Genomic DNA, 22,282 nt, shown 5'->3' with positions numbered 1-22,282 from the left:
ACCGGGGAACGAACTAATTTTAATGGAATTCTATGATTACCAATGTGGAAAGAAAATTTTTTTGGCCTTTATTAGTAGTACCATTTCTTTTGATAAATGTTTCCTGCAACAATGAAACAGGAACATTAGGTCTGGAAGTACTTCCTCCTGATGAACTATTCTCCGGCACCGATACGATAATGTATTTGCCCGTCAGCAATGAAAAACCAGCGAAGCTCCAATCTGACGATATCGATTATGCTTTAATCGGAAGTGTAGACGATCCTGTGGCCGGGAAAACCGAAGCCTCTTTTATTACTCAAGTAAATCTGGGAACACTTAACGGGAGCCTAAATAAAAGTGATTCTACTCATCAATATTTTGTTGATTCCTTGGTTTTGAACCTGGCTTATAATGAAAATTCATGGTTCGGTGATAAAAATGCTCGACATTTGATTCAAGTCTATAGGGTCAATACACCATTATTTTTTTCGGAAGACTATTTTTCAGATATGGCGGTGGAAGGGCTTTACGACCCCACGCCTATTGGTGAAAGAATCAGTAGTGCCTGGGACGCACTTCCTGATTCAGTCTGGGAGGATGATGATTATATCCATCAATGGAAAATTAAATTGAGTGACGAACTAGCGGAAGAAATATTTAATTATTCGGATGACCTGATGAATTCACGAGAAGATTTCATCAGTAATTTCGGTGCTCTATTCATTAAGTCTGAGTTATTGGATACTGACACCAAAGGCTCCTTAATTAGATTAAACCTGCTGGCTTCCGAATCAAATCTGGAACTTTTCTATTCCTACCATGTGCTTGACTCTACCACTAGTGAAATAGATACAACGATGCATTCATCCTATACTTTCCCGATCAATAAAGAGTGTGTTCGCATCAATCGTTTTAATCACGACCATGAAGGAATTATAGATTTTTCGACTCCTGACGCCGACCAATTTATTGTCCAGGGAATGGCAGGAAGTTACATAAAGGTTGACTTTAACGACATCGAAACAGGTCCCGAAGGAAATAAGTTGTTCAGCATCTGGGAGGAAAAGCTATTGGGAGATCCGGATATGTATTACGGAATCAGCGCAGTTGATATTTATTTTAGAGTTGACACCACCGCTCAAAACCAATATGAAGATTTTTACTCACCTATTCCGCAGTCATTATCTCTTAATATCATAAATGAAGAAGGTAAACTGGAGGTTCCCACTTACAATTATTTGAGTGAAGATATTGCTAAAGACAACAATATTGAAGATTACAAAGAAGATTGGTCGACCGGGTTTGAAGATGGTTATTACAATTCTGAAACAGGTGAATATCGATTCCGATTCAGCGGTGAAACTTTCCGAATGATGGTAGAAAAGCCTGAATTGAGAGGTCCATATTACTTAGCCCCTTATAGTTCTTCAAGTTTCCCCTGGAGAGTAATCCTTAAAAATCAAGCATCAGCCGATGAAAACGCCAGACCTGCGCTAAGAATCAAATACGTTTTCATATCGAAAGACGAATAGGAAGTCTTTCTAAAAAAATTCAAAGAGAGTGTCTAAAAAGCCAAAAGAATACTTACCTGCTTTTTTATTTTAGCTTAATTTCAAAAAATTCCTCTCAGCCGTTATCAACCTTAATTTAGGAAAAATAACTTTTTAGGCACTCTCAGTTTTTTGTATTATTGCCCCATTACCAGAAGACCCAGCTGAAACTTAACACCATTAAACAATGACTAAACATTATAGAATAAAGGAGGCTTTTCAACACAAAAAGCTTCTTTGAAAAATTTAATAGTCATCCTAAACACCTGGCTTTTCCCAAAAATTTTTATCCTCAACAAGAAATAATGCTTTCCTACCATCACTTCCCCTTGTACTTAATTCCCACAGAAATATTTACCAAGTTCATTTCAGCATCCAATTTCTACATTCCAGGAAAAAGGATCGTATAAGGACCTTAGTATCCTAAAACACATAACTCACTGAAATATAAAGAAAAATTTGACTTCACAAACATAAACTCATAAAAATTCAACAAATCTGAAAATTTAATTTTTTGCTTGGTAATTACAAAAAACTTAATTTAGGGCCACTATTTCAGAAAAATTTTCTACCCGATAAAATCTGGACCAATGACACAAAAACTTCAGGAGCTGACCGAAAAAATTTATAACGAAGGCGTTCAGAAAGCAAAAAATGAGGCCGAAAAAATATTAAAAGAAGCAGAAAAGAATGCTGCTGCCATTGAAGAAGAAGCAAATAAAAAAGCGGAAAAAATCGTTTCCGAAGCTATTAACAAGGCTGAAGAAACGAAAAAGCACGTAGAAGCCGAAATGAAAATGGCCGTAAAACAGGCAATTACTGCCTTAAAGCAAAACATCACCAATCTTGTTACCATGCAGGCCATAGAACCTGCTACCAGGGAATTGTTCGCTGACAAAAAATTTCTCAGTGAATTAATTATTAAGTCGGTTGAAGGGTGGACGAAAAATGAAAGTATGGATTTGACCGTTATCCTTCCTGAAAGCGAACGCAACACCATGGAAAAATATTTTAAAAATCAACTGGCTGACCAGTTAAATAAAGGATTGACTCTTTCTTTTTCAAAAAACTTGAAGACAGGATTTAAAATAGGTCCTTCCGATGGTAGTTATGTAATTAGCTTTACCGATGAAGACTTCAATAACTTCTTTAAAGCCTATCTACGACCGAAAACCAATGAATTGCTGTTTGAAGAAAAATAGCTATGTATAAAAATTACTACTGTCTTGTTGCCGGCTTACCCGAAATAGTTCCTGAAGAAAAAAAATTGCCTTTTTCTTCCATTCAATTTCGTGAACAGCTTAAGGAAGAGCTAGATCCTAGTGATTTCGCATTAGTACGTCAATTATTTTTTCGCTTTGACCACAAAAATATATTGAACCTTTTCTTTCATACAAATGGGAAGGCCGATGACATAATTTGGGATCAAAGAGGGAATTTTTCTAAAGAAGACCTAGAGCCCCTTACTGACCGAAAAGAATTGGACTTGTTCGATTTTTCCGGATTTCCAGATTATTTTCAACAATTCATCTTTCTAATGCATTCGGAAGAGCCTCCAACACAAAAAGTTGAAGCCTCAAGAATGCTAACAGCCGGATATTATAAGCTTTTGGAATCTTCCAATAATTCATTCGTAAGGGAAACAAGTCATTTTTTACGAATTCGAAACAATATCATTACTGCATTAAATATTCGTAAACATCAAATTAAAGCAGAAAATGCATTCATTGGCGATGACGAAATTTCAGATGCCTTAAAAAAAAGTAGAGTACGAGATTTTGGTCTTGCCACTGAAGTTGATTTTATAGAAGAACTCATACAGATTTTTGAGATCGACAATCTTAGGGATAGAGAGCTAAGGCTCGATATGCAGCTTTGGGATTTCATTGAAAACACTACTTTTTTCAATTATTTCTCAATAGAACGTATTTTGGCTTTTTTGATGAAACTCTTTATTGCGGAACGATGGATTGAACTGAATCCGCAAAAAGGGCGTGAAATGTTTGAAAAAATTTTTACTCAAATTAAGACGGGTTTTAAATTCCCCGAAGAATACACTTTGACCTATGGAAAAAAACGATAAAACAACCGGAACTGTTACCGGAATCATTGCCAACCTTGTCGTTGTGGATGTGAATGGTCCTGTAGGACAAAATGAAATCTGTTACATCCTTCACAACCAAGAGCGTTTGATGGCTGAGGTCATTAAAATCACCGAAAAGCAGGCCTATGTGCAAGTTTTTGAAAACACACGCGGACTGAAACCTGGAAGCAAGGTGGAATTTGAAGGTCACATGCTTGAGGTAACATTAGGACCGGGAATGTTATCGCGCAATTATGATGGTCTACAAAATGACCTGGATAAAATGGAGGGTGTTTTCCTCAAACGAGGTGAATATACCGACCCTCTTGATCGCGAGAAGAAGTGGCATTTTATACCCCTTGCATCGGAAGGTGACGAGGTTATTGCAGGTGATTGGCTCGGAGAAGTGGAAGAAAATGGTATGCCACATCGTATTATGGTCCCATTTAAACTTCAAGGATCATATATCGTTAAATCGGTTGCCAAAGAGGGTGACTATACTGTTGACGATGAAATAGCCGTCATTGAATCAACAAACGGGGAATCCATTTCGGTAAATATGGTCCAAAAATGGCCGGTTAAAATACCTATCAAAACTTACAAAGAAAAACCCCGTCCCTTTAAACTGCTGGAAACAGGTGTGCGTTGCATCGATACATTAAATCCTATTACCGAAGGAGGAACCGGCTTTATTCCCGGCCCTTTTGGTACCGGAAAAACAGTTTTGCAGCACGCTATTTCCAAACAAGCTGAAGCAGACATTGTAATTATGGCTGCATGTGGCGAAAGGGCCAACGAAGTAGTTGAAATTTTTAAAGAATTCCCGGAGCTGGACGACCCCAGAACAGGGAAAAAACTGATTGAAAGAACAATTATTGTAGCAAATACTTCCAACATGCCGGTAGCGGCTCGTGAAGCATCCGTTTATACTGCCATGACACTGGGAGAATATTACCGAACAATGGGACTAAAAGTCCTCCTGATGGCCGACTCTACATCACGGTGGGCTCAAGCCCTTCGCGAAATGTCGAACCGGATGGAAGAGTTACCCGGGCCCGATGCCTTTCCAATGGACCTTTCTGCCATTATTTCTAACTTCTATTCACGAGCAGGCTTCGTTCGTCTTAATAATGGAAAAACCGGCTCCATCACTTTTATTGGTACCGTTTCACCCGCCGGCGGAAACTTAAAAGAGCCGGTAACCGAAAATACTCGAAAGGCTGCACGTTGTTTTTATGGCTTGTCACAAGATCGTGCCGACAGTAAACGCTACCCGGCCATTGATCCCATAGACAGTTATTCCAAATACCTGGAATATCCCGAACTACAGGAAACTCTCAGTAAAACTTTAGGTGAACAATGGCTCAGTAATGTGCTAAAGGCCAAAGATGTTCTTTTAAGAGGGCGCGAAGCTAATGAACAAATCAACATTCTTGGCGATGACGGCGTTCCTATCGACTTCCATGAACGGTTCTGGAAGGCAGAACTCATTGACTTTGTTATTCTTCAGCAAGATGCCTTTGACCAGATAGATGCATCAACCCCACTGGAACGACAAAAATATATGCTTGAAAAAGTCCTTAGTATTGTTGATGCTCAATTTAATTTTAACCATTTCGAAGAAGTTGGAAACTTTTTTAAGCGGGTTATTAACCAGCTAAAACAAATGAACTATTCCGAATTTAAATCGGAACAATTCAACAACTTTGAAAAAGAATTGGATGACATATTGAATGAATTTAGCATTGAAGCAGAAGAAACCCAACAAGCAACGGCTTAATTCCCATTTAATAAAAAAATTAACAACCTATTTTCAAAATATGAAACCAAGCATGGTAAACAAGTCAAGCAAATGATGAATACAATGATTTAAGCCATGCAAGATCCATTCGACCAATAACTAAAAAAATAATTATACGACGAATGAAACGAGTATGACCTGTAATTGCCACAACAAAGAACGTGTATAAACATAGGGTCATGCGAGTTCCATCCGACCAATAACTTAACTAAAATTTATACGGATGAAAAGCCAAGCATTTCAAAAAGTATATACCAAATTGGACAACATCACCAAAGCCACTGTATCCCTTACTGCAAAAGGTGTTGGATATGATGAAATGGCCATTGTCAATGGTCGAATGGCCCAAGTGGTTAAAATCATGGGTGATCAGGTTGTTCTTCAGGTTTTTTCAGGAACAGAAGGTATCCCAACCAATGCAGAAATTACGTTCCTGGGCAATCCTCCTCAAATTAAAGTTAGTGATGAATTGGCCGGAAGGTTTTTTAATGCTTATGGACAACCCATTGACGGAGGTCCCGAAATAGACGGTGAAATTCGTGATATTGGTGGTCCTTCGGTAAATCCGGTTCGGCGGGAACAGCCTTCACAGCTAATTGCTACAGGTATTGCTGGAATAGACCTTAATAACAGCCTTGTTTCCGGCCAGAAAATACCTTTTTTTGCAGATAGTGACCAACCCTATAATCAGGTGATGGCCAATGTAGCGTTAAGAGCTAAAGCCGACAAAATTATACTTGGGGGAATGGGATTGTCCAATGACGACTACCTCTATTTCAAACAAGTATTTGATAATGCCGGGGCACTTGATCGTATCATAAGCTTTGTAAATACGACTGAAGATCCTCCGGTAGAGCGTCTTCTGGTACCCGATATGGCCCTTACAGCTGCTGAATATTTTGCTGTAGATAAAAATGAGAGTGTATTGGTTCTTCTTACCGATATGACCTTGTATGCCGATGCCCTCAGTATTGTATCCAACCGGATGGATCAAATTCCTTCTAAAGATAGCATGCCCGGGTCTTTATATTCTGACTTAGCACGAATATATGAGAAAGCGGTTCAGTTTCCCACCGGTGGGTCTATCACCATTATAGCCGTAACAACTTTGTCTGGTGGCGATATTACGCATGCCATCCCCGACAATACAGGTTATATTACAGAAGGGCAGCTATTTTTGAGACGTGACACAGAAATTGGAAAAGTTATCATTGATCCCTTTAGGTCACTCTCCCGGCTCAAACAGCTTGTTATAGGTAAGCAAACCCGTGAAGACCATCCTCAGGTGATGAACACAGCAGTTCGACTTTATGCCGATGCTGCCAATGCCCGAACCAAACTGGAAAATGGTTTCGACCTTACGGATTATGATGAAAGAGCTTTGAACTTTGCTCGGGATTATTCCGATAAACTTCTTGCGATCGATGTTAACGTTGACACCGACACCATGCTCGATATTGCATGGGAACTTTTTGCAAAATATTTCTCAAAAGCAGAAGTCGGTATCCGTAAAGACCTTGTTGATAAATATTGGAAAGAAAATGCTTAGTTCAGGTATTTTCTTTTCTAAAGTAAACACCCACTATTTTTATAGTGAATTAAAATTAAAAACCAAGGAGTAGCCGTGGCCATAAAATTTCAATATAACAAGACTTCTCAGCAAGCCCTTGCCAAGCAATTGCAAATTAGAGAACGGGCCTTACCAACGCTCAAAAACAAAGAAGCGGCCTTGCGACTTGAGGTGAAAAATGCCAAAGATCGTGCACATCAACTCCAGCAAGAGTTGGATAAAAAACTGAAGGCTTACGATGATATAATGAGCCTTTGGAGTGAATTTGATCCAACTCTGTTACGAATCAAAGAGGTTAGACTCACATCAAAAAAAATTGCAGGTGTTCTTACCCCTGTATTAGAAGAGGTATTATTTGAAGTGAGCGACTATAACATGTTCGAGGCACCGGCCTGGTTTCCCGACGGTATAAGCATTCTGAAACAATTGGCAACACTGGCTATTGAAAAAGAAATTTTTGAACAAAAAATGAGTTTGCTCGATTTTGCACGTAAAAAAACAACGCAAAAAGTTAATCTTTATGAAAAGGTGCAAATTCCGGGATTTCAGGATGCCATACGGAAAATCAAGCGATTCCTCGAAGATGAGGAAAATCTGTCCAAAGCAGCTCAGAAAATCGTAAAAAACCGGCAACAAAAAGCGGAGGCGGAATTATGATTGTACCCATGTTTAAATATTCATACCTGGTTTTCCATGCCGAATACACCGGATTTTTGGAACATCTAAAAGAACTGGGTGTTGTTCATATTGTGGAACACCAGGAAGAACCATCACTGGAAATGCAGGAATTATACCGGCACATCAGCGATTTATCCAAAACGATTAAAGGACTTAAAAATCGCAAAAAAGGTGTGCCCCAGCCTACCGAAAGGCTCTCAGCAAAATCCGGGGAGGAGTTATCTCAACGAATTGACCAAATCCACGAAAAACTAGAACTGCTACACCAAAAACAATCTGCTCTCCTTAAAGAGGAAAAGCTATCTGAACCTTGGGGAGAATTCTCACTGGATAACCTTTCAAGATTGGAAGAGGCTACTAATCTTTCTTTTCGGTTTCTGGTTTGTCCTATCCGTAAGTTTGAACAGTCATGGATTGAAAAATACCCCATTTACAACATTTCAGATGCCGCTGGATATCGATATTTCGTATTAATCGACGACGGAACGCTTTATGCCCAATTTTTGGAAGAAGCGGCCCAAATAGATGAAGTTGGAAGACCGACCACCGAACTCGCTGATATTCGTAAAAAAATTCAGGAAGTTCAAAATCAAATCCGGGAATTAAATAAAGAGCTGGACTTGATAGCTTTTTATGGTTATGAACTTTTAAATGATTATAAATTAAGCTTAGAAGACCAGCTCAACAACCTAAATGTAAAACATCAAACCATAGAGGAAGCAGAAGGAAAAGTCCGATTAGTGGAAGGCTGGGTACCAGCCGACAAAGCGGTTTATCTGGAAAAATGGCTTGACCAGCAAAATATTTATTATATAAAAGAAGAAGCCTCTAGAGAAGAAAAACCGCCAATTTTGCTAAAAAATAATTCATATGCACGCTTATTCGAACCGGTAGGGAAATTGTTTTCACTTCCTGCATACGGAGAGCTCGACTTAACACCTTTCTTTGCGCCCTTTTTTATGATGTTTTTTGGTTTTTGTTTAGGGGATGCGGGATACGGATTGTTATTTATTATCATTGCAACATTGCTCAAACGAAAAGCAGAAAAAAGTCAGAAAACGTTGCTTTCGCTGGTTCAATGGTTAGGGATAGCCACTGTTCTGTTCGGGGCAATTACAGGAACTTTATTTGGCATTCAACTTAGTAATTTATCAATTCCATGGTTATCCCGTATCAGAGAAATGTTTCTGAATAATGATCAGATGTTTACCCTCTCACTGATTCTGGGCGGAATACAAATATTATTTGGGATGATTCTAAAAGGAATCAATCAAATAAAACAAAATGGCTTTGCCTATTCTCTCGCCACATGGGGATGGTTTCTACTCATTACCTCTTTCGGTATTTTTTACATGATGGATAAACAAAATCCGGAAGCATCTATTATGTGGAATCTTCCGCATCAAATTATAACCGGAATAGCTCTTTTGGGAATTTTTGTTTTTAATAATCCCAAACGTAATGTTTTCATTAATATAGGACTGGGAATATGGGATGCATACAATATGATTACCGGGGTAATAGGCGACCTTTTATCTTACATTCGTCTTTTTGCCTTAGGTTTATCAAGTGCCATATTAGGACTGGTATTTAATCAGCTGGCATTTGAACTTAAACCGGATATTCCGGTTTTGGGGGTTATTATTACCTTATTGATTTTGCTGATTGGCCACGGAATTAATATATTCATGTCTGGATTAGGTTCCTTTGTCCATCCTTTACGTCTGACCTTTGTTGAATTTTACAAGAACGCCGGCTTTATTGGCGGCGGCAAAGAATATAAACCCTTTCAGAAAATTCGTTAAACGTTTAATAATCTAAAACAAGTATTCAAATGACACCAATTTTATTGGCCTACATAGGCATAGGAATCATGATTGCCCTTTCGGGTATTGGTAGTGCGTATGGTGTTTCAATAGGTGGTAACGCCTCTATTGGCGCCATGAAAAAAAACAGCGAAGCATTTGGTAACTACCTGGTGCTTAGCGCACTACCCGGAACACAGGGGCTTTACGGCTTTATGGGTTACTTTATTCTTTCAGGTACCGGAGTACTTACTGAGGCTATCACATGGGTACAGGCTTCCGCTATTTTTGGGGCAGGAATTGCTCTTGGTTTAGTAGCTTTACTTTCTGCTATCCGTCAGGGACAAGTTTGTGCCAACGGCATTGCAGGAATTGGTGCTGGTCACGATGTTTTCGGTAGTACTCTGATTCTGGCTGTATTCCCCGAACTTTACGCCATTTTAGCTTTTGCAGCCACATTTATTATCAGCGGTACATTGTAATTAAGGATTTTTATTTCCAAAAAAAGGTTGTCCCTGATGGGGCAACCTTTTTTTATGAGGATTCAAAAAATTTTTAAGCAACTATTATTTTTTATTGCTAAATTCGGCAATAACAGTAAGTTATATATTCTTTTGTAAGATGTATGACTAATTGATGCTAGGGCTTAACCCAATTCAGTAAATAATAAAGATACCATTTTACCTAATACCCGAAAAGAAATTAAGTATGACAAAATACCGGTCATTAACAACTAACGAAATAAAACAACTCGAACAACAAGGATGCTTTTGTGATAATTGGGGAAAAATAAAAGTCACCCAAAACTTCGACCCTAAATTTGTCCGACAATCACATTTTTCAGGAGAAAATTTTTTAGGCAGTTTTCAACGTACATTTAATTTTGCCGGCGGGGTTTCCAAACACTCAGGAATTTTTAATGCGACCATTCACAATTCGGTGATTGAAGATGATGTTTACATCAATCAGATCAGAAATCAAATAGCGAATTACCATATCGAAAGTAATGTTATAATTGAAAACGTTGATTCTCTGACTACCGAAGGCGAAACTTGTTTTGGCAACGGTCAAAAAATAGCTGTTCTCAATGAAGCAGGTGGCCGGGAAGTTCCAATATTTAATGAACTTTCGGCACAAACAGCATATCTGTTAGCTTTTTACCGTCATCGGCCTGGGTTAATTGATATGTTGAATAAAATGGTAGATGACTACTGCAGGCAAATCTGTTCTGATAAAGGTTCCGTTAAAACCGGTGCCCGTGTGCTTAACTCAAGAACCATACTAAATGTTAATATTGGTCCTCATGCTATTGTAGAAGGCATCTACAGACTTGTCAACGGCACAATCAACAGTTGTCACGAGCATCCTACCTACTTTGGTCCGGGAGTTATTGCCGAAGATTTTATAGCCGCTAGCGGTGCTACAGTGACCGATGCCACCTTAATATCAAAATGTTTTGTTGGTCAGGGCTGCATCCTGGGGAAACACTATTCCGCCGAAAATTCTGTCTTCTTCGCCAATTGCCAGGGATTTCATGGGGAGGCCTGTTCTATTTTTGCCGGCCCATACACTGTATCGCATCATAAATCAACACTTCTGATTGCCGGTTATTATTCCTTTTTAAATGCCGGGAGTGGTTCGAATCAAAGTAACCACATGTATAAATTAGGACCGGTACACCAGGGCGTGGTTGAACGCGGCAGTAAAACAACCAGCGACTCTTACCTACTGTGGCCTGCTAAAATAGGTGCTTTCTCTTTAGTAATGGGACGCCACTACCGAAATCCTGATACCTCTAACTTCCCCTTCTCATATCTGATAGAAAATAAGGACGAAAGTTATCTGGCCCCGGGCGTTAACCTTCGTAGCGTAGGAACCATGCGTGATGCCCGCAAATGGCCAACTCGTGATAAACGGCGTGATCCCCGCAAGCTTGATTATATTACGTTCAATTTATTGAGCCCCTATTTGGTGGACAAAATGATCAAAGGAAAAGAGACGCTCATCAAACTAAAAAAGATATCCGGCGTCACTTCTGATTACTTCATGTATAATAGCGTTAAAATTGAGGCCAAAGCACTTGAACGTGGCATACATTTATACGATATTGGTATTGTTAAATTTCTTGGTAATGGTTTATTAAAGAAGATAGAACTGGCTTCTTTTTCCTCATTGGAAGAATTACGTCAAACCCTGAAACCAGAATCGGATACTGGAAAAGGTGAATGGATTGATATGGCTGGTCTAATCGTACCTAAGGAAAAAGTTTTGCATCTGGCCGAAAAAATTGAACAAGGACAAATTCAGAATTTTCACGCTATGAATGCCATCTTTAAAGAATGGCATGACAATTATTACACCTGGGCATGGAACCGAAGTTATTCAATATTTAAATCTGCTCTAAACATTGACTTAGCTAGTATAACCAAAAAGCAACTACTGGACTTTATCCAAAAATGGGAAAACGCAGTGGTTAGCCTGGATAAAATGATGTTTGAGGATGCCCGCAAAGAGTTCACACTGAAAGCACAAACAGGCTTCGGACTGGATGGTGAAGATGATGTGCGCAACATCGATTTCGAACAAGTGCGGGGTGCCTTTGAAAAACACCCCACCGTTTGCGATATTTTGGAACATATTGAAAAAAAGAAAAAGCTGGCAGCTGAAATTTCAAAAAAAATAGAATCTCTTTAAAATTTTAATTCTTAAATATCAGAAAATTATGTGTGGTATTGTAGCCTATGTAGGAGAAAGAACAGCTTATCCCATTTTAATTAAAGGACTGAAACGACTTGAATATCGTGGATACGACTCTGCCGGGATAGCCCTTATCAACAACGAAACCTATTTATATAAGTGTAAAGGGAAAGTAAAAGATCTTGAAAATATTGTTAAAGGTAAAGAAATATCTGGGTCTATAGGATTAGGCCACACCAGATGGGCCACCCATGGTGAACCCAACGATATAAATGCCCATCCTCATCAGTCACAAAATGGCAAATTTATTATCGTTCATAACGGTATTATCGAAAACTACAGTCATCTTAAAAAGGAACTTATTAACCGTGGCTTTTCTTTTAAAAGTGATACCGATACCGAAGTTTTAGCCAATCTTATTGAAAACATCTATTTGGAAAAGAAAGTACCTGCCGAATTGGCGGTCCGACTGGCCTTAACTAAAGTGGTAGGCGCCTATGGGTTAGTCATTTATTGCTCGGATGAGCCTGGCCAACTAATTGCTGCCAGAAAAGGAAGCCCCTTGGTTATTGGAATCGGAGACAACGAATACTTCATGGCTTCAGATGCTACCCCGATTATAGAATACACTGACAAGGTGGTATTTCTCAACGACGAAGAAGTTGCTGTTATTGACACCGAGCATTTGGAGCTAAAAAATTTGCACAATGACGCTAAAACCCCACAAATTCATAAAATTGAATTAAGTATTGATGAAATTGATAAAGGGGATTATGAGCATTATATGCTTAAAGAAATTCACGACCAACCAACCTCTATCGAAGATACCTTTCGCGGAAGAATTTCGATGGACCATAGTAAAATATTTCTGGGTGGCATTTTAGATGTCCTGCCAAAGCTGATTAATGCACGACGAATCATTATCGTTGCTTGCGGAACATCCTGGCACGCCGGACTAGTGGGTGAATATCTTTTGGAAGAATATGCCAAGATTCCGGTAGAAGTCGAATATGCTTCCGAATTTCGATACCGAAAACCTATTATATATCCTGACGATGTAGTTATTGCCATATCCCAGAGCGGTGAAACAGCCGATACCTTGGCCGCCATACGACTGGTAAGAAAATTAAGCGATGCAACCATATTAGGCATCTGCAATGTGGCCGGTTCATCCATTGCCCGTGAAACCGATGCCGGAGTTTACACTCATGCCGGCATTGAAATTGGTGTAGCCTCTACAAAAGCCTTCACAGCACAAATTACCGTTCTTACCATGATGGCATTCCTCATCGGCCATAGAAAAAAACTTATTCCGGATTCCGATTACCTGGAATTGGTTAATGCACTCACCGAGATACCTGACAAAATGAGGGAAATCATTAAAAACGAAGGTTTTATTAAAGATGTTGCCAACCAATATACCGATGTGACCAATGCCTTATATATGGGCCGTGGACTTTTATATCCGGTGGCATTGGAAGGAGCTCTTAAATTAAAGGAAATCTCTTATATCCATGCAGAGGGTTATCCTGCTGCAGAAATGAAACATGGACCTATCGCTCTCATTGACGAAAATATGCCGGTGTTTGTTCTGGCTGTTAAAGATGACTCATACGATAAAATTGTCAGCAATATTCAGGAAGTGAAAGCCCGAAATGGGAAAATAGTTGCAATAGTCACTCAAGGGGAAAAAACCATTAAAAAAATGGCCAACCATGTCATTGAAATTCCGGCTTGTCATCGTTCTTTAGCACCTCTCCTTGCAGTTGTTCCATTACAAATTATTTCTTACCAGATAGCTGTTAAAAGAGGATGCAATGTGGACCAACCCAGAAATCTTGCCAAATCGGTTACAGTAGAATAATCCTTTTTAGCTGCTGAAAAATCCTAACTAATTGGCTAAAAATAAACAGACCGACAAAGAAGTAAAACTCTATTTGTCGGTCTGTAATTTTTAATGCCTAATCTATTTTTTACCTATTATCATACTGCTGCGCATAATATTTGGCATAATCACCGGAAATAATATTGTTAAGCCATTCTTCATTGTTGAGATACCAATTAACCGTTTTTTCCAACCCCTCTTCAAACTGCAACGAAGGCTTCCAACCCAACTCATTCATCAACTTGGAAGAATCGATAGCATAGCGTTTATCATGACCGGCACGATCTTTTACAAAGGTGATTAATTTTTCCGATTCGCCGGGTTTCCGATTTAACGCTTTATCCATAATTTGACACAATTTACGGATAAGGGCTATATTGGTCCACTCATTATTTCCCCCAATATTATAAGTTTCACCTATTTTACCTGTATGAAAAATAAGATCTATGGCATTTGCATGGTCTTCTACGTAAAGCCAGTCTCGAATATTATCTCCTTTTCCGTAAACCGGAATGGGCTTTTTATTACGTATATTATTAATAGCTAAAGGAATTAACTTTTCTGGGAACTGATTGGGACCATAATTATTGGAGCAGTTCGAAATCACTACCGGTAATTTGTAAGTATGATACCATGCTCTCACCATATGATCACTACTGGCTTTAGATGCAGAATAAGGACTGCGTGGATCATAAGCTGTTTCTTCAGTAAAATAGCCGGTAGAACCTAAAGAACCATAAACCTCATCCGTTGAAATATGATAAAATCGTTTCCCGTTAAGGTCGCTACCCCATAAATCACGAGCAGCATTCAATAAATTAACGGTCCCTATAATATTGGTCCTAATAAAAGAAAGAGGATCACTTATGGAACGGTCAACATGCGACTCGGCAGCCAGGTGAATAACTCCATCGGGCCGGTAAGTTTCAAACAATTGATGAAGGGCTTTTTCATCGGTAATATCACCCTTTATAAAAGTATAATTGGGCCTATCTTCAATATCCCGAAGATTTTCAAGATTCCCGGCATAGGTAAGCGCATCCAGATTGATAATCCTGTAATCAGGATATTTGGTAACCATAAGTCGAACCACATGTGATCCTATAAATCCTGCACCACCGGTTATCAATATTGTTTTTTTCATCAGTATAAAATTTATCTAATTCATTGACCTGATGGAACTCGCATGACAAAGAGTTTTATACATTCTCTTTTGTGAAAATCTCTCATTGTCATGCTCGTTTCATCCGTATAAAATTTACTTACTTCATTGAAATATTGGTTCTTAAAAGTAGTCATCAGTGATTAGTCGTTAATCACTAGTTATTTAACACTAACCACTTGTTGACTAATGACTAATCACTTCTTCTGCCTTCTGCCTGTGCACTTCTGCCTTTAAACATGTTCTTGTTATTGCAAACCTTTTGTGTCATGCTTACCTGACATTATTTTATATTTCTAACATGCTTTTCCCATTCCCAGGCACTAAGAAGGGTCTCTTCAAGACTTTTTTCGGCTTTCCAGCCTAATTCATTATTGGCATAAGATGTATCTGCCCAAATCTTTTCAATATCACCTGCTCGCCTACCGGTTATTGAATACTTTAAGTTCACGCCGGTAACTTTAATAAAAGTTTTCACCAATTGCATAACCGAATATCCTTCGCCTGTTCCAACATTAAAAAATTCAAAAGATTTTTTTTGTTTGTTGTTTAACAGTCGGTCAATGGCCACCACATGAGCCTTAGCCAAATCGACCACATTAATGTAATCGCGGATAGCTGTTCCGTCAGGTGTATCATAATCATCGCCAAAAATTTTGAGTTCATCACGTAACCCTGCTGCGGTTTGTGTTATAAAAGGAACTAAATTATTGGGCACACCAACTGGCAATTCACCAATAAGAGCAGAAGGATGGGCGCCTATAGGATTAAAATAACGAAGTGCAATACAATTTATACCTTTCGTAGCTTTAGAAAAATCGCGCATAATATCTTCTGAAATGGCTTTGGTATTGCCATATGGAGATTCTGCCGGTTTTCGTGGAGTATCTTCCGTAACCGGCAACTTATCAGGTTGTCCGTAAACAGTACAGCTGGAGCTGAAAACCATATTTGGGACGTTATGTTCCTTCATGTTTTCCAAAAGGTTCATTAACGACACCAAATTATTGCGATAATATTCAAGTGGCTTTTCCACCGATTCTCCTACTGCCTTATAGGCTGCAAAATGAATAATGGCTTCTATATTGGGATATTTTTTAAAAAGGGCATTGGTTTTTTCCCTGTCCGTAAGGTTAAATTTCTCAAATTTCGGACGCTGTCCGGTAATCTTTTCAATAGCATCCAATACCTCTATGCGTGAATTAGACAAATCATCAACCACTACTACATCAAAACCCTCATTTTGAAGTTCTACCACAGTATGGGAACCAATGTAACCAGTCCCGCCAGTAACTAATATTTGTTTACTCATTAGTAATTTGTTTTTATAACTTTATTTTTCAATACTTCCAAAACATATTCATTGCTGGTAAAAATAAGAAAATGAAACGAGCATGACAAAATAGGAGCAACACAAAAGATATTGAGGTTACTATAGTCACCCCATAACCAATGGCCTCAAAAGTTTTAATTAATACATTCATCTTAAATCCGCATTAAGTCTCCTGGCCAAAAAAATTTTCGAATATACACAGGTAGGAGTAGCAACGAACAAAAAGTGAGGCTGGAAGGGTATCACAATTAAAACATTTACAGAAATAAATGGAAACCTTTGATCAGGTCTCAATCAAAAAGAGATTAAGTTATTAACAATGTATCAACAGGTGTTAAAAACAATTTTATGCAATTGGCGTATAAATTATTTAAATTTGCAGTATGGCAAGGATAGAAAAACATATATTGTACCTTTTAACACAGCACGACTGTGTTATAGTTCCAGGATTAGGTGGATTTGTAGCCAATTACAAACCTGCGGTCATCATTGAAGAACGTAATCTTTTTCAACCACCCAAAAAGGAAATCGGTTTTAACCGAAGCTTGTCACACAATGACGGACTGCTGGCAAATCATATTTGCCGTATCGAAAAACTAAGTTGGGATGAAAGCAACGAGCAGATCAAAATGTTTGTTGAGAATTTCCAATCGAAAATTAAAAAGGGTGAAACAATTGTGTTTGAAGGCATCGGTTCATTCAGGACCGACGCCCTTAATAACCTGCAATTTACTCCGAATTATAGGAATCAGCTTTTGCCCGACGCATACGGCCTTTTTGAATTTCATTTTGAACCCATTCAAAATGTTGCTATCCGTCAAAAACACGAAGAACCTGTCAAGCGTTTATTACGAAGTCGATCACCAAGATATTGGAGTTCTGTAGCTGCCGTTATTGCTGGTTTATTCCTCTTTACTCCGGAACTTAAGATGCCGGAACAACAAATCAATACAGGGCATATTATTTCGGCTGTAACGGAATCCCATCCCAATAATGAAAGTATATCGGAAGCCATTATTGAACAGCCTGCCGGCAACCTCAATGATGCGCAAGAAAATTTCCCGGATCAGGCGGCAATGGTGCCAACCAATATTGAGACCGGAACTGCAGACAAAACATTCCATTTAATTGTTGCAAGTTTTAAGGATGAAACACCCGCACAACAATCTGTTAAGCAACTAAAAACGCAAGGCTTTTCGGATGCTTCTATTATTCTTGGTGAAAACGGACGTTACAGAGTCACTTTGGAGGCGTACCACAATAGGGATAAAGCTTTGAACAGATTATTGGAATTACGAAAAAAAGAACTATTTAAGAGTATTTGGTTGCTGAGCCAAAAATAAATTATTCCAATCCGGATATCGAGAATGTCCGGATTCTGGTTTTCACAAATTTCCGGCATCCCGAAAAAAGAAATATTCAAAAAGCATCAATTCCTTCCCCAATGGTAGCTATATGATTGGCTCTCCTATAATACATTAAGTTTAATTTAGGGATTGTTAATTGGCTGGTTTGAAAAAGCATAAAAAACAGATTTGAATTTGTGCTTTTCGAACAAAAAATTCTTGCGCATGATTTGAATATTTCATAGGCATGAAATGCAAAAACATGCGGATAAAATCACAAAAAGATGCGCATGAAATTCTCGTTCGATAAGCATCGACTCGGAGCTTCATGCGCATGTTATTAATTAAACCATTTCTTCCCGGTTCAATATTAAAGATTCACAAAAGGGGCGGCGAATTGAGTAAAACCACCCAAACCCCACTGCCTTAAAGAACACCATTTAGCTGATTTTGGAGCCAGGCTTTATCTTTGAAGCAGGTGTCACAAATTCGAGACGACCATCGGCATCTTCGGCCATTAGGATCATTCCTTGAGATTCAATTCCCCGAATTTTTCTCGGTGCCAGATTCACTAATATACATACCTGCTGCCCAATAACCTTTTCCGGTTCAAAATATTCCGCAATTCCGGAAACAACAGTTCTATGATCAATTCCGGTATCAATTTTGAGTTTCAAAAGTTTTTTAGTTTTTGGCACTTTTTCTGCTTCCAGGATGGTTCCAACTCTAACATCCATTTTAGAAAATTCCTCGAAGGTTATGTCTTCTTTCGAAGGCTCTACATCTTTAGTTTCTAATTCGTTATTCACTTTGGTTTGAGCCAGACGGTCTAATTGTTCCTGAATTTTGGCATCCTCAATTTTTTCAAATAACAGTCTTGCTTCATTTATATTATGGGAAGCATTTAGCAACTCCGTATTGCCTGCATCCTGCCACCTGGGCTCGCTCATATTAAGCATATCCCGCATTTTTTGAGCTGTAAACGGGAGAAACGGTTCCATCACTACGGCTAAATTGGCCGTAATTTGAAGCGAAACATTTAAAATTGTTTTAACCCGTTCTGGATCTGTTTTGATCAACTTCCATGGCTCAGTATCGGCCAGATATTTATTACCTAGTCTTGACAAATTCATTGCCTCGCGCAGGGCTTCTCTAAACTTAAATTGCTCCAGATGAGTACTTACACGCTCTACAATATCAGGAATGGCATCCAATGTTTCTGTATCAAATGGCTCTGTTTTACCTTTTGCAGGAACTTTCCCATCAAAATATTTATGGGTTAACACTACCGCCCGATTTACAAAATTTCCTAAGATAGCAACAAGCTCATTGTTATTCCTGGCCTGAAAATCTCGCCATGTGAAATCATTATCTTTGGTTTCAGGAGCGTTGGCGGTTAAAACATAACGAAGCACATCCTGCTTACCTTCAAAATCAACCAAATATTCATGCAACCAAACAGCCCAGTTGCGCGAGGTTGAAATTTTATCACCCTCCAGATTAAGAAATTCATTGGCAGGCACATTATCAGGTAAAATAAAGGAACCCTCGGCTTTCAACATTGTGGGAAAAACAATACAATGAAAAACTATATTATCTTTTCCAATAAAATGTATCAGTCGTGTTTCGGGATCTTTCCAGTATTTTTCCCATTCAGGTGTTAATTCCCGTGTAGCTGAGATATAACCTATTGGTGCATCGAACCATACATACAACACTTTTCCTTCAGCACCCTCAACAGGAACGGGAACCCCCCAGTCCAAATCACGACTCACGGCACGCGGCTGAAGACCAAGGTCAAGCCATGATTTACATTGCCCATAAACATTGGGTTTCCATTCTTTATGGTCTTCCAGAATCCACTTTTCCAAGAACTCCTGATAACGATCAAGTGGTAAATACCAGTGTTTGGTTTTACGTAGCACGGGCGTACTCCCTGAAATCATCGACCGGGGATTAATTAAATCGGTAGCATTGAGGGAAGTACCACAACTTTCACATTGATCACCATACGCAGAAGGATTACTACAATGCGGACAGGTTCCCGTAATATACCTGTCGGCCAGAAATTGGCCAACTTCTTCATCATAATACTGGTCACTCTCTTTCTCTACAAATACCCCTTTTTCATATAACTTTTTAAAAAAGTCGGCAGCCGTTTTATGGTGTGTTGGATTGGATGTACGAGAATAAATATCAAAGCTAATTCCAAATTTCTCAAAAGATTCTTTGATAAGTGTATGGTATTTATCTACCACATCCTGAGGGCTTACACCTTCTTTTCTTGCTTTCAACGTAATAGGAACACCATGTTCGTCAGATCCTCCGATGTGCAAGACATCCTCTCCTTTCAGCCTCAGATATCTTACATATATATCAGCGGGAACATACACCCCGGCCAAGTGACCAATATGAACCGGACCGTTGGCATAGGGAAGGGCAGTGGTAACAAGCGTTCGTTTAAATTTCTTCATAATATTGTTTCTGACCTTATTATAAGATTAATTTTCAATTATTTAAATTTTCTTCTACCACAAAATACGAAGAAAACCGAGCAAAAACGCCAAGTTTTATTTAACTTCACAAAGATAACTAAAGATGTTAGAATCTTGTTCTCAAAGCAATAAGATATGTCGACTATACAACCACCCTTTATAAAAAAAGGTGCTACTTTCGGACTTGTTTCTCCGGCCGGGAAAATTGATCCGCTCATTATCCCTAAAACGGAAAAATTTCTCGAAGCCAATGGGTTTCGATGTCTAAAAGGAAATTACACCACTGAAAATTATTATCAATTTTCTGGGACCGATGACCAACGTAAAAAAGATTTACAATCGATGATGGATGATCCCGAAATTGATGTCATCTGGTGCTGCAGAGGTGGATATGGAACTATTCGTATTGTTGAAGAATTGGATTTTTTGGGAATGATCGCCCACCCCAAATGGATGATTGGCTTTAGTGACATAACCGTCATTCATGCTGCCTTACAAAATAATTATAACATGATCTCGGTTCATGGCCCTATGCCTGTAAATTTGCCGAATAACAATAAAATTTTGGGTGGAGAATGGAAACATTTACTGGATTTACTTCAGGGACATGAGATTATTTACCGTACCAACCCAAATCCTTTTAACAGACAGGGAACTGCTGCCGGCCAGCTGATTGGCGGAAATTTGTCATTGTTATCTGCACTGATAGGGACCAACTATGATTTTGATCCCCGTGGTAAAATTCTTTTTATTGAAGAAGTAGATGAGCAGATTTACCATTTAGACCGTATGATGCATCATCTAAAACTTAGCAAAAAACTGGAACATCTTTCAGGGCTTATTATTGGACACCTGACCGACATGAAAGATGGCTCAACACCTTTTGGTTGTTCTGCGCAGGAGGTTATCCGAAAGGCTGTAGACCATTATGACTACCCCGTATTATTTGATTTTCCTTCCGGGCATGAATCCCCCAATGAACCACTGCTCATGGGAGCTCAATTGCATATCCAGGTATCAAATAACGGTGGGGTTGTCGCCTATCCTTAACAATAAATTTCAACAAAAACATTTTTATTCTTCAACTACCAGCTTAAAAGCTCATCTTTTATGGCAAAACATATTGATTTGGGCAAAAAAGGCGAAGATAAAGCTGCCGCATATTTACTCGAAAAAGGGTATATTATCGTGGCCCGTAATTATCGATACCTCCATCATGAAATAGACATCATCGCGTGGGACCATGATGAACTGGTAATTGTTGAAGTACGAACACGTACATCTGAAAATCATGAACACCCAAGAGATACCATCTCAACAGCCAAAATCAATTCCATCATTGCCGCAACCGAAACATATATACTGGAACATGAACTGGACTGCCAGACTCGTTTCGATGTCATTTGTTGGATTCCTCACGAAAATGACGATGATTGGCAAATGGAACATATCGTTGATGCATTTAGACCCACACCTTAGTTTTCTTATTTTTGCAAGCAAGGATGTCATTATACCAACCAATCAAATAAAATTTACAGATATGAATATTGAAGAGCTCAGGAATTTTTGTCTGTCACTTCCTGCCACTTCGGAAGATTTGCCATTTGATGAAACAGCTCTGGTTTTTAAAGTAGGTCGCAAGATGTTTGTTTTAACTAGTTTGGAAGGACCATTTTGGATCAATTTAAAATGCGATCCGGAAAAGGCTGTTGATTTACGCGAACGATACCCTGCCGTACGTCCCGGTTATCATATGAACAAAAAACATTGGAACACCATCGACATCGATGGTTCAATTCCTGATGATTTATTAAAACAATGGATAAAAGAATCTTATGAACTGGTAGTAAAAAGTATGACCAAAAAGGAACGGGAAGAAATTAACAATCTGTGAT

17 protein-coding genes are annotated in these 22,282 nt (G+C 38.8%); 14 read left to right on the top strand and 3 right to left on the bottom strand.

Features of this window, described 5'->3' with window-relative positions; genetic code table 11:
* Positions 1-32: 32 nt before the first annotated feature.
* From BM130_RS04535 to glmS, 10 genes are all read left to right on the top strand, one after another.
* The gene (locus tag BM130_RS04535; RefSeq protein ID WP_010526618.1) at positions 33-1,514 is read left to right on the top strand and encodes a DUF4270 family protein; all 1,482 of its coding nucleotides are present in this window, start codon (positions 33-35) and stop codon (positions 1,512-1,514) included.
* Between the two features lie 608 nt (positions 1,515-2,122).
* Positions 2,123-2,734 carry an ATP synthase subunit E gene (locus BM130_RS04530; protein ID WP_010526619.1) on the top strand — a complete coding sequence of 204 codons (612 nt, stop codon included), beginning with the start codon at positions 2,123-2,125 and terminating at the stop codon, positions 2,732-2,734.
* 2 nt (positions 2,735-2,736) lie between these two features.
* On the top strand, positions 2,737-3,615 hold the full coding sequence (locus BM130_RS04525; protein WP_010526620.1) for a DUF2764 family protein: 879 nt from the start codon (positions 2,737-2,739) through the stop codon (positions 3,613-3,615).
* Positions 3,599-5,395, top strand: a complete 1,797-nt coding sequence (locus tag BM130_RS04520) for a V-type ATP synthase subunit A (protein ID WP_010526621.1) — start codon at positions 3,599-3,601, stop codon at positions 5,393-5,395. The genes BM130_RS04525 and BM130_RS04520 overlap by 17 nt, the downstream gene beginning before the upstream one ends.
* 244 nt (positions 5,396-5,639) lie before the next feature.
* Positions 5,640-6,965: a V-type ATP synthase subunit B gene (locus BM130_RS04515; RefSeq protein WP_010526622.1), complete on the top strand. Its 1,326-nt coding sequence runs from the start codon at positions 5,640-5,642 to the stop codon at positions 6,963-6,965.
* Positions 6,966-7,040: 75 nt separating this feature from the next.
* Positions 7,041-7,643, top strand: a complete 603-nt coding sequence (locus tag BM130_RS04510) for a V-type ATP synthase subunit D (protein ID WP_010526623.1) — start codon at positions 7,041-7,043, stop codon at positions 7,641-7,643.
* Positions 7,640-9,469: a V-type ATP synthase subunit I gene (locus tag BM130_RS04505; RefSeq protein ID WP_010526624.1), complete on the top strand. Its 1,830-nt coding sequence runs from the start codon at positions 7,640-7,642 to the stop codon at positions 9,467-9,469. The genes BM130_RS04510 and BM130_RS04505 overlap by 4 nt, the downstream gene beginning before the upstream one ends.
* Before the next feature lie 29 nt (positions 9,470-9,498).
* A complete protein-coding gene (locus BM130_RS04500) occupies positions 9,499-9,951 on the top strand; it encodes an ATP synthase subunit C-like protein (RefSeq protein WP_010526625.1) in 453 nt (150 codons plus the stop codon).
* Positions 9,952-10,177: 226 nt separating this feature from the next.
* Entirely contained in the window at positions 10,178-12,163 is a 1,986-nt protein-coding gene (locus BM130_RS04495; protein WP_010526626.1) for a DUF4954 family protein, read from the top strand.
* A 28-nt stretch (positions 12,164-12,191) separates the two neighbouring features.
* Positions 12,192-14,030: a glutamine--fructose-6-phosphate transaminase (isomerizing) gene (gene glmS, locus BM130_RS04490; RefSeq protein ID WP_010526627.1), complete on the top strand. Its 1,839-nt coding sequence runs from the start codon at positions 12,192-12,194 to the stop codon at positions 14,028-14,030.
* Positions 14,031-14,139: 109 nt separating this feature from the next.
* Here glmS and rfbB read toward each other — a convergent pair whose 3' ends face one another.
* Together rfbB and galE are read right to left on the bottom strand one after the other, a co-directional pair.
* The gene (rfbB, locus tag BM130_RS04485) at positions 14,140-15,195 is read right to left on the bottom strand and encodes a dTDP-glucose 4,6-dehydratase (RefSeq protein ID WP_010526628.1); all 1,056 of its coding nucleotides are present in this window, start codon (positions 15,193-15,195) and stop codon (positions 14,140-14,142) included.
* Positions 15,196-15,496: 301 nt separating this feature from the next.
* Positions 15,497-16,525: a UDP-glucose 4-epimerase GalE gene (galE, locus tag BM130_RS04480; protein WP_010526629.1), complete on the bottom strand. Its 1,029-nt coding sequence runs from the start codon at positions 16,523-16,525 to the stop codon at positions 15,497-15,499.
* A 404-nt stretch (positions 16,526-16,929) separates the two neighbouring features.
* On the opposite strand from galE, the gene BM130_RS04475 reads away from it, so the two are divergent.
* Entirely contained in the window at positions 16,930-17,889 is a 960-nt protein-coding gene (locus BM130_RS04475; RefSeq protein WP_010526630.1) for an HU domain-containing protein, read from the top strand.
* Between the two features lie 443 nt (positions 17,890-18,332).
* Here BM130_RS04475 and metG read toward each other — a convergent pair whose 3' ends face one another.
* Positions 18,333-20,366: a methionine--tRNA ligase gene (gene metG / locus BM130_RS04470; RefSeq protein WP_010526631.1), complete on the bottom strand. Its 2,034-nt coding sequence runs from the start codon at positions 20,364-20,366 to the stop codon at positions 18,333-18,335.
* Between the two features lie 156 nt (positions 20,367-20,522).
* On the opposite strand from metG, the gene BM130_RS04465 reads away from it, so the two are divergent.
* The 3 genes from BM130_RS04465 to BM130_RS04455 all read left to right on the top strand — a co-directional run bounded on the left by BM130_RS04465 (position 20,523) and on the right by BM130_RS04455 (position 22,281).
* Positions 20,523-21,437, top strand: coding sequence for a S66 peptidase family protein (locus BM130_RS04465; RefSeq protein WP_010526632.1), 915 nt, complete (start codon positions 20,523-20,525; stop codon positions 21,435-21,437).
* A 60-nt stretch (positions 21,438-21,497) separates the two neighbouring features.
* A complete protein-coding gene (locus tag BM130_RS04460) occupies positions 21,498-21,866 on the top strand; it encodes a YraN family protein (protein WP_010526633.1) in 369 nt (122 codons plus the stop codon).
* A 61-nt stretch (positions 21,867-21,927) separates the two neighbouring features.
* Entirely contained in the window at positions 21,928-22,281 is a 354-nt protein-coding gene (locus tag BM130_RS04455; RefSeq protein WP_029626487.1) for an MmcQ/YjbR family DNA-binding protein, read from the top strand.
* The last annotated feature ends 1 nt before the right edge of the window (position 22,282 follow it).

It is taken from the genome of Thermophagus xiamenensis, assembly GCF_900112795.1.
GTDB classification, from domain to species: Bacteria; Bacteroidota; Bacteroidia; order Bacteroidales; family Marinilabiliaceae; genus Thermophagus; species Thermophagus xiamenensis.
The sequence above is the reverse complement of the archived record's forward strand: the minus strand, read 5'-3'. Positions and strand labels throughout refer to the sequence as shown.

Bases quoted from the DNA above. Each gene is read 5' to 3' on its own strand.
- galE (WP_010526629.1), bottom strand. From the start codon at position 16,525: ATGAGTAAACAAATATTAGTTACTGGCGGGACTGGTTACATTGGTTCC.
- BM130_RS04495 (WP_010526626.1), top strand. From the start codon at position 10,178: ATGACAAAATACCGGTCATTAACAACTAACGAAATAAAACAACTCGAA.
- BM130_RS04500 (WP_010526625.1), top strand. From the start codon at position 9,499: ATGACACCAATTTTATTGGCCTACATAGGCATAGGAATCATGATTGCC.
- BM130_RS04535 (WP_010526618.1), top strand. From the start codon at position 33: ATGATTACCAATGTGGAAAGAAAATTTTTTTGGCCTTTATTAGTAGTA.
- glmS (WP_010526627.1), top strand. From the start codon at position 12,192: ATGTGTGGTATTGTAGCCTATGTAGGAGAAAGAACAGCTTATCCCATT.
- BM130_RS04505 (WP_010526624.1), top strand. From the start codon at position 7,640: ATGATTGTACCCATGTTTAAATATTCATACCTGGTTTTCCATGCCGAA.
- BM130_RS04465 (WP_010526632.1), top strand. From the start codon at position 20,523: ATGTCGACTATACAACCACCCTTTATAAAAAAAGGTGCTACTTTCGGA.
- BM130_RS04515 (WP_010526622.1), top strand. From the start codon at position 5,640: ATGAAAAGCCAAGCATTTCAAAAAGTATATACCAAATTGGACAACATC.
- BM130_RS04525 (WP_010526620.1), top strand. From the start codon at position 2,737: ATGTATAAAAATTACTACTGTCTTGTTGCCGGCTTACCCGAAATAGTT.
- metG (WP_010526631.1), bottom strand. From the start codon at position 20,366: ATGAAGAAATTTAAACGAACGCTTGTTACCACTGCCCTTCCCTATGCC.
- BM130_RS04520 (WP_010526621.1), top strand. From the start codon at position 3,599: ATGGAAAAAAACGATAAAACAACCGGAACTGTTACCGGAATCATTGCC.
- BM130_RS04530 (WP_010526619.1), top strand. From the start codon at position 2,123: ATGACACAAAAACTTCAGGAGCTGACCGAAAAAATTTATAACGAAGGC.
- BM130_RS04475 (WP_010526630.1), top strand. From the start codon at position 16,930: ATGGCAAGGATAGAAAAACATATATTGTACCTTTTAACACAGCACGAC.
- BM130_RS04460 (WP_010526633.1), top strand. From the start codon at position 21,498: ATGGCAAAACATATTGATTTGGGCAAAAAAGGCGAAGATAAAGCTGCC.
- rfbB (WP_010526628.1), bottom strand. From the start codon at position 15,195: ATGAAAAAAACAATATTGATAACCGGTGGTGCAGGATTTATAGGATCA.
- BM130_RS04455 (WP_029626487.1), top strand. From the start codon at position 21,928: ATGAATATTGAAGAGCTCAGGAATTTTTGTCTGTCACTTCCTGCCACT.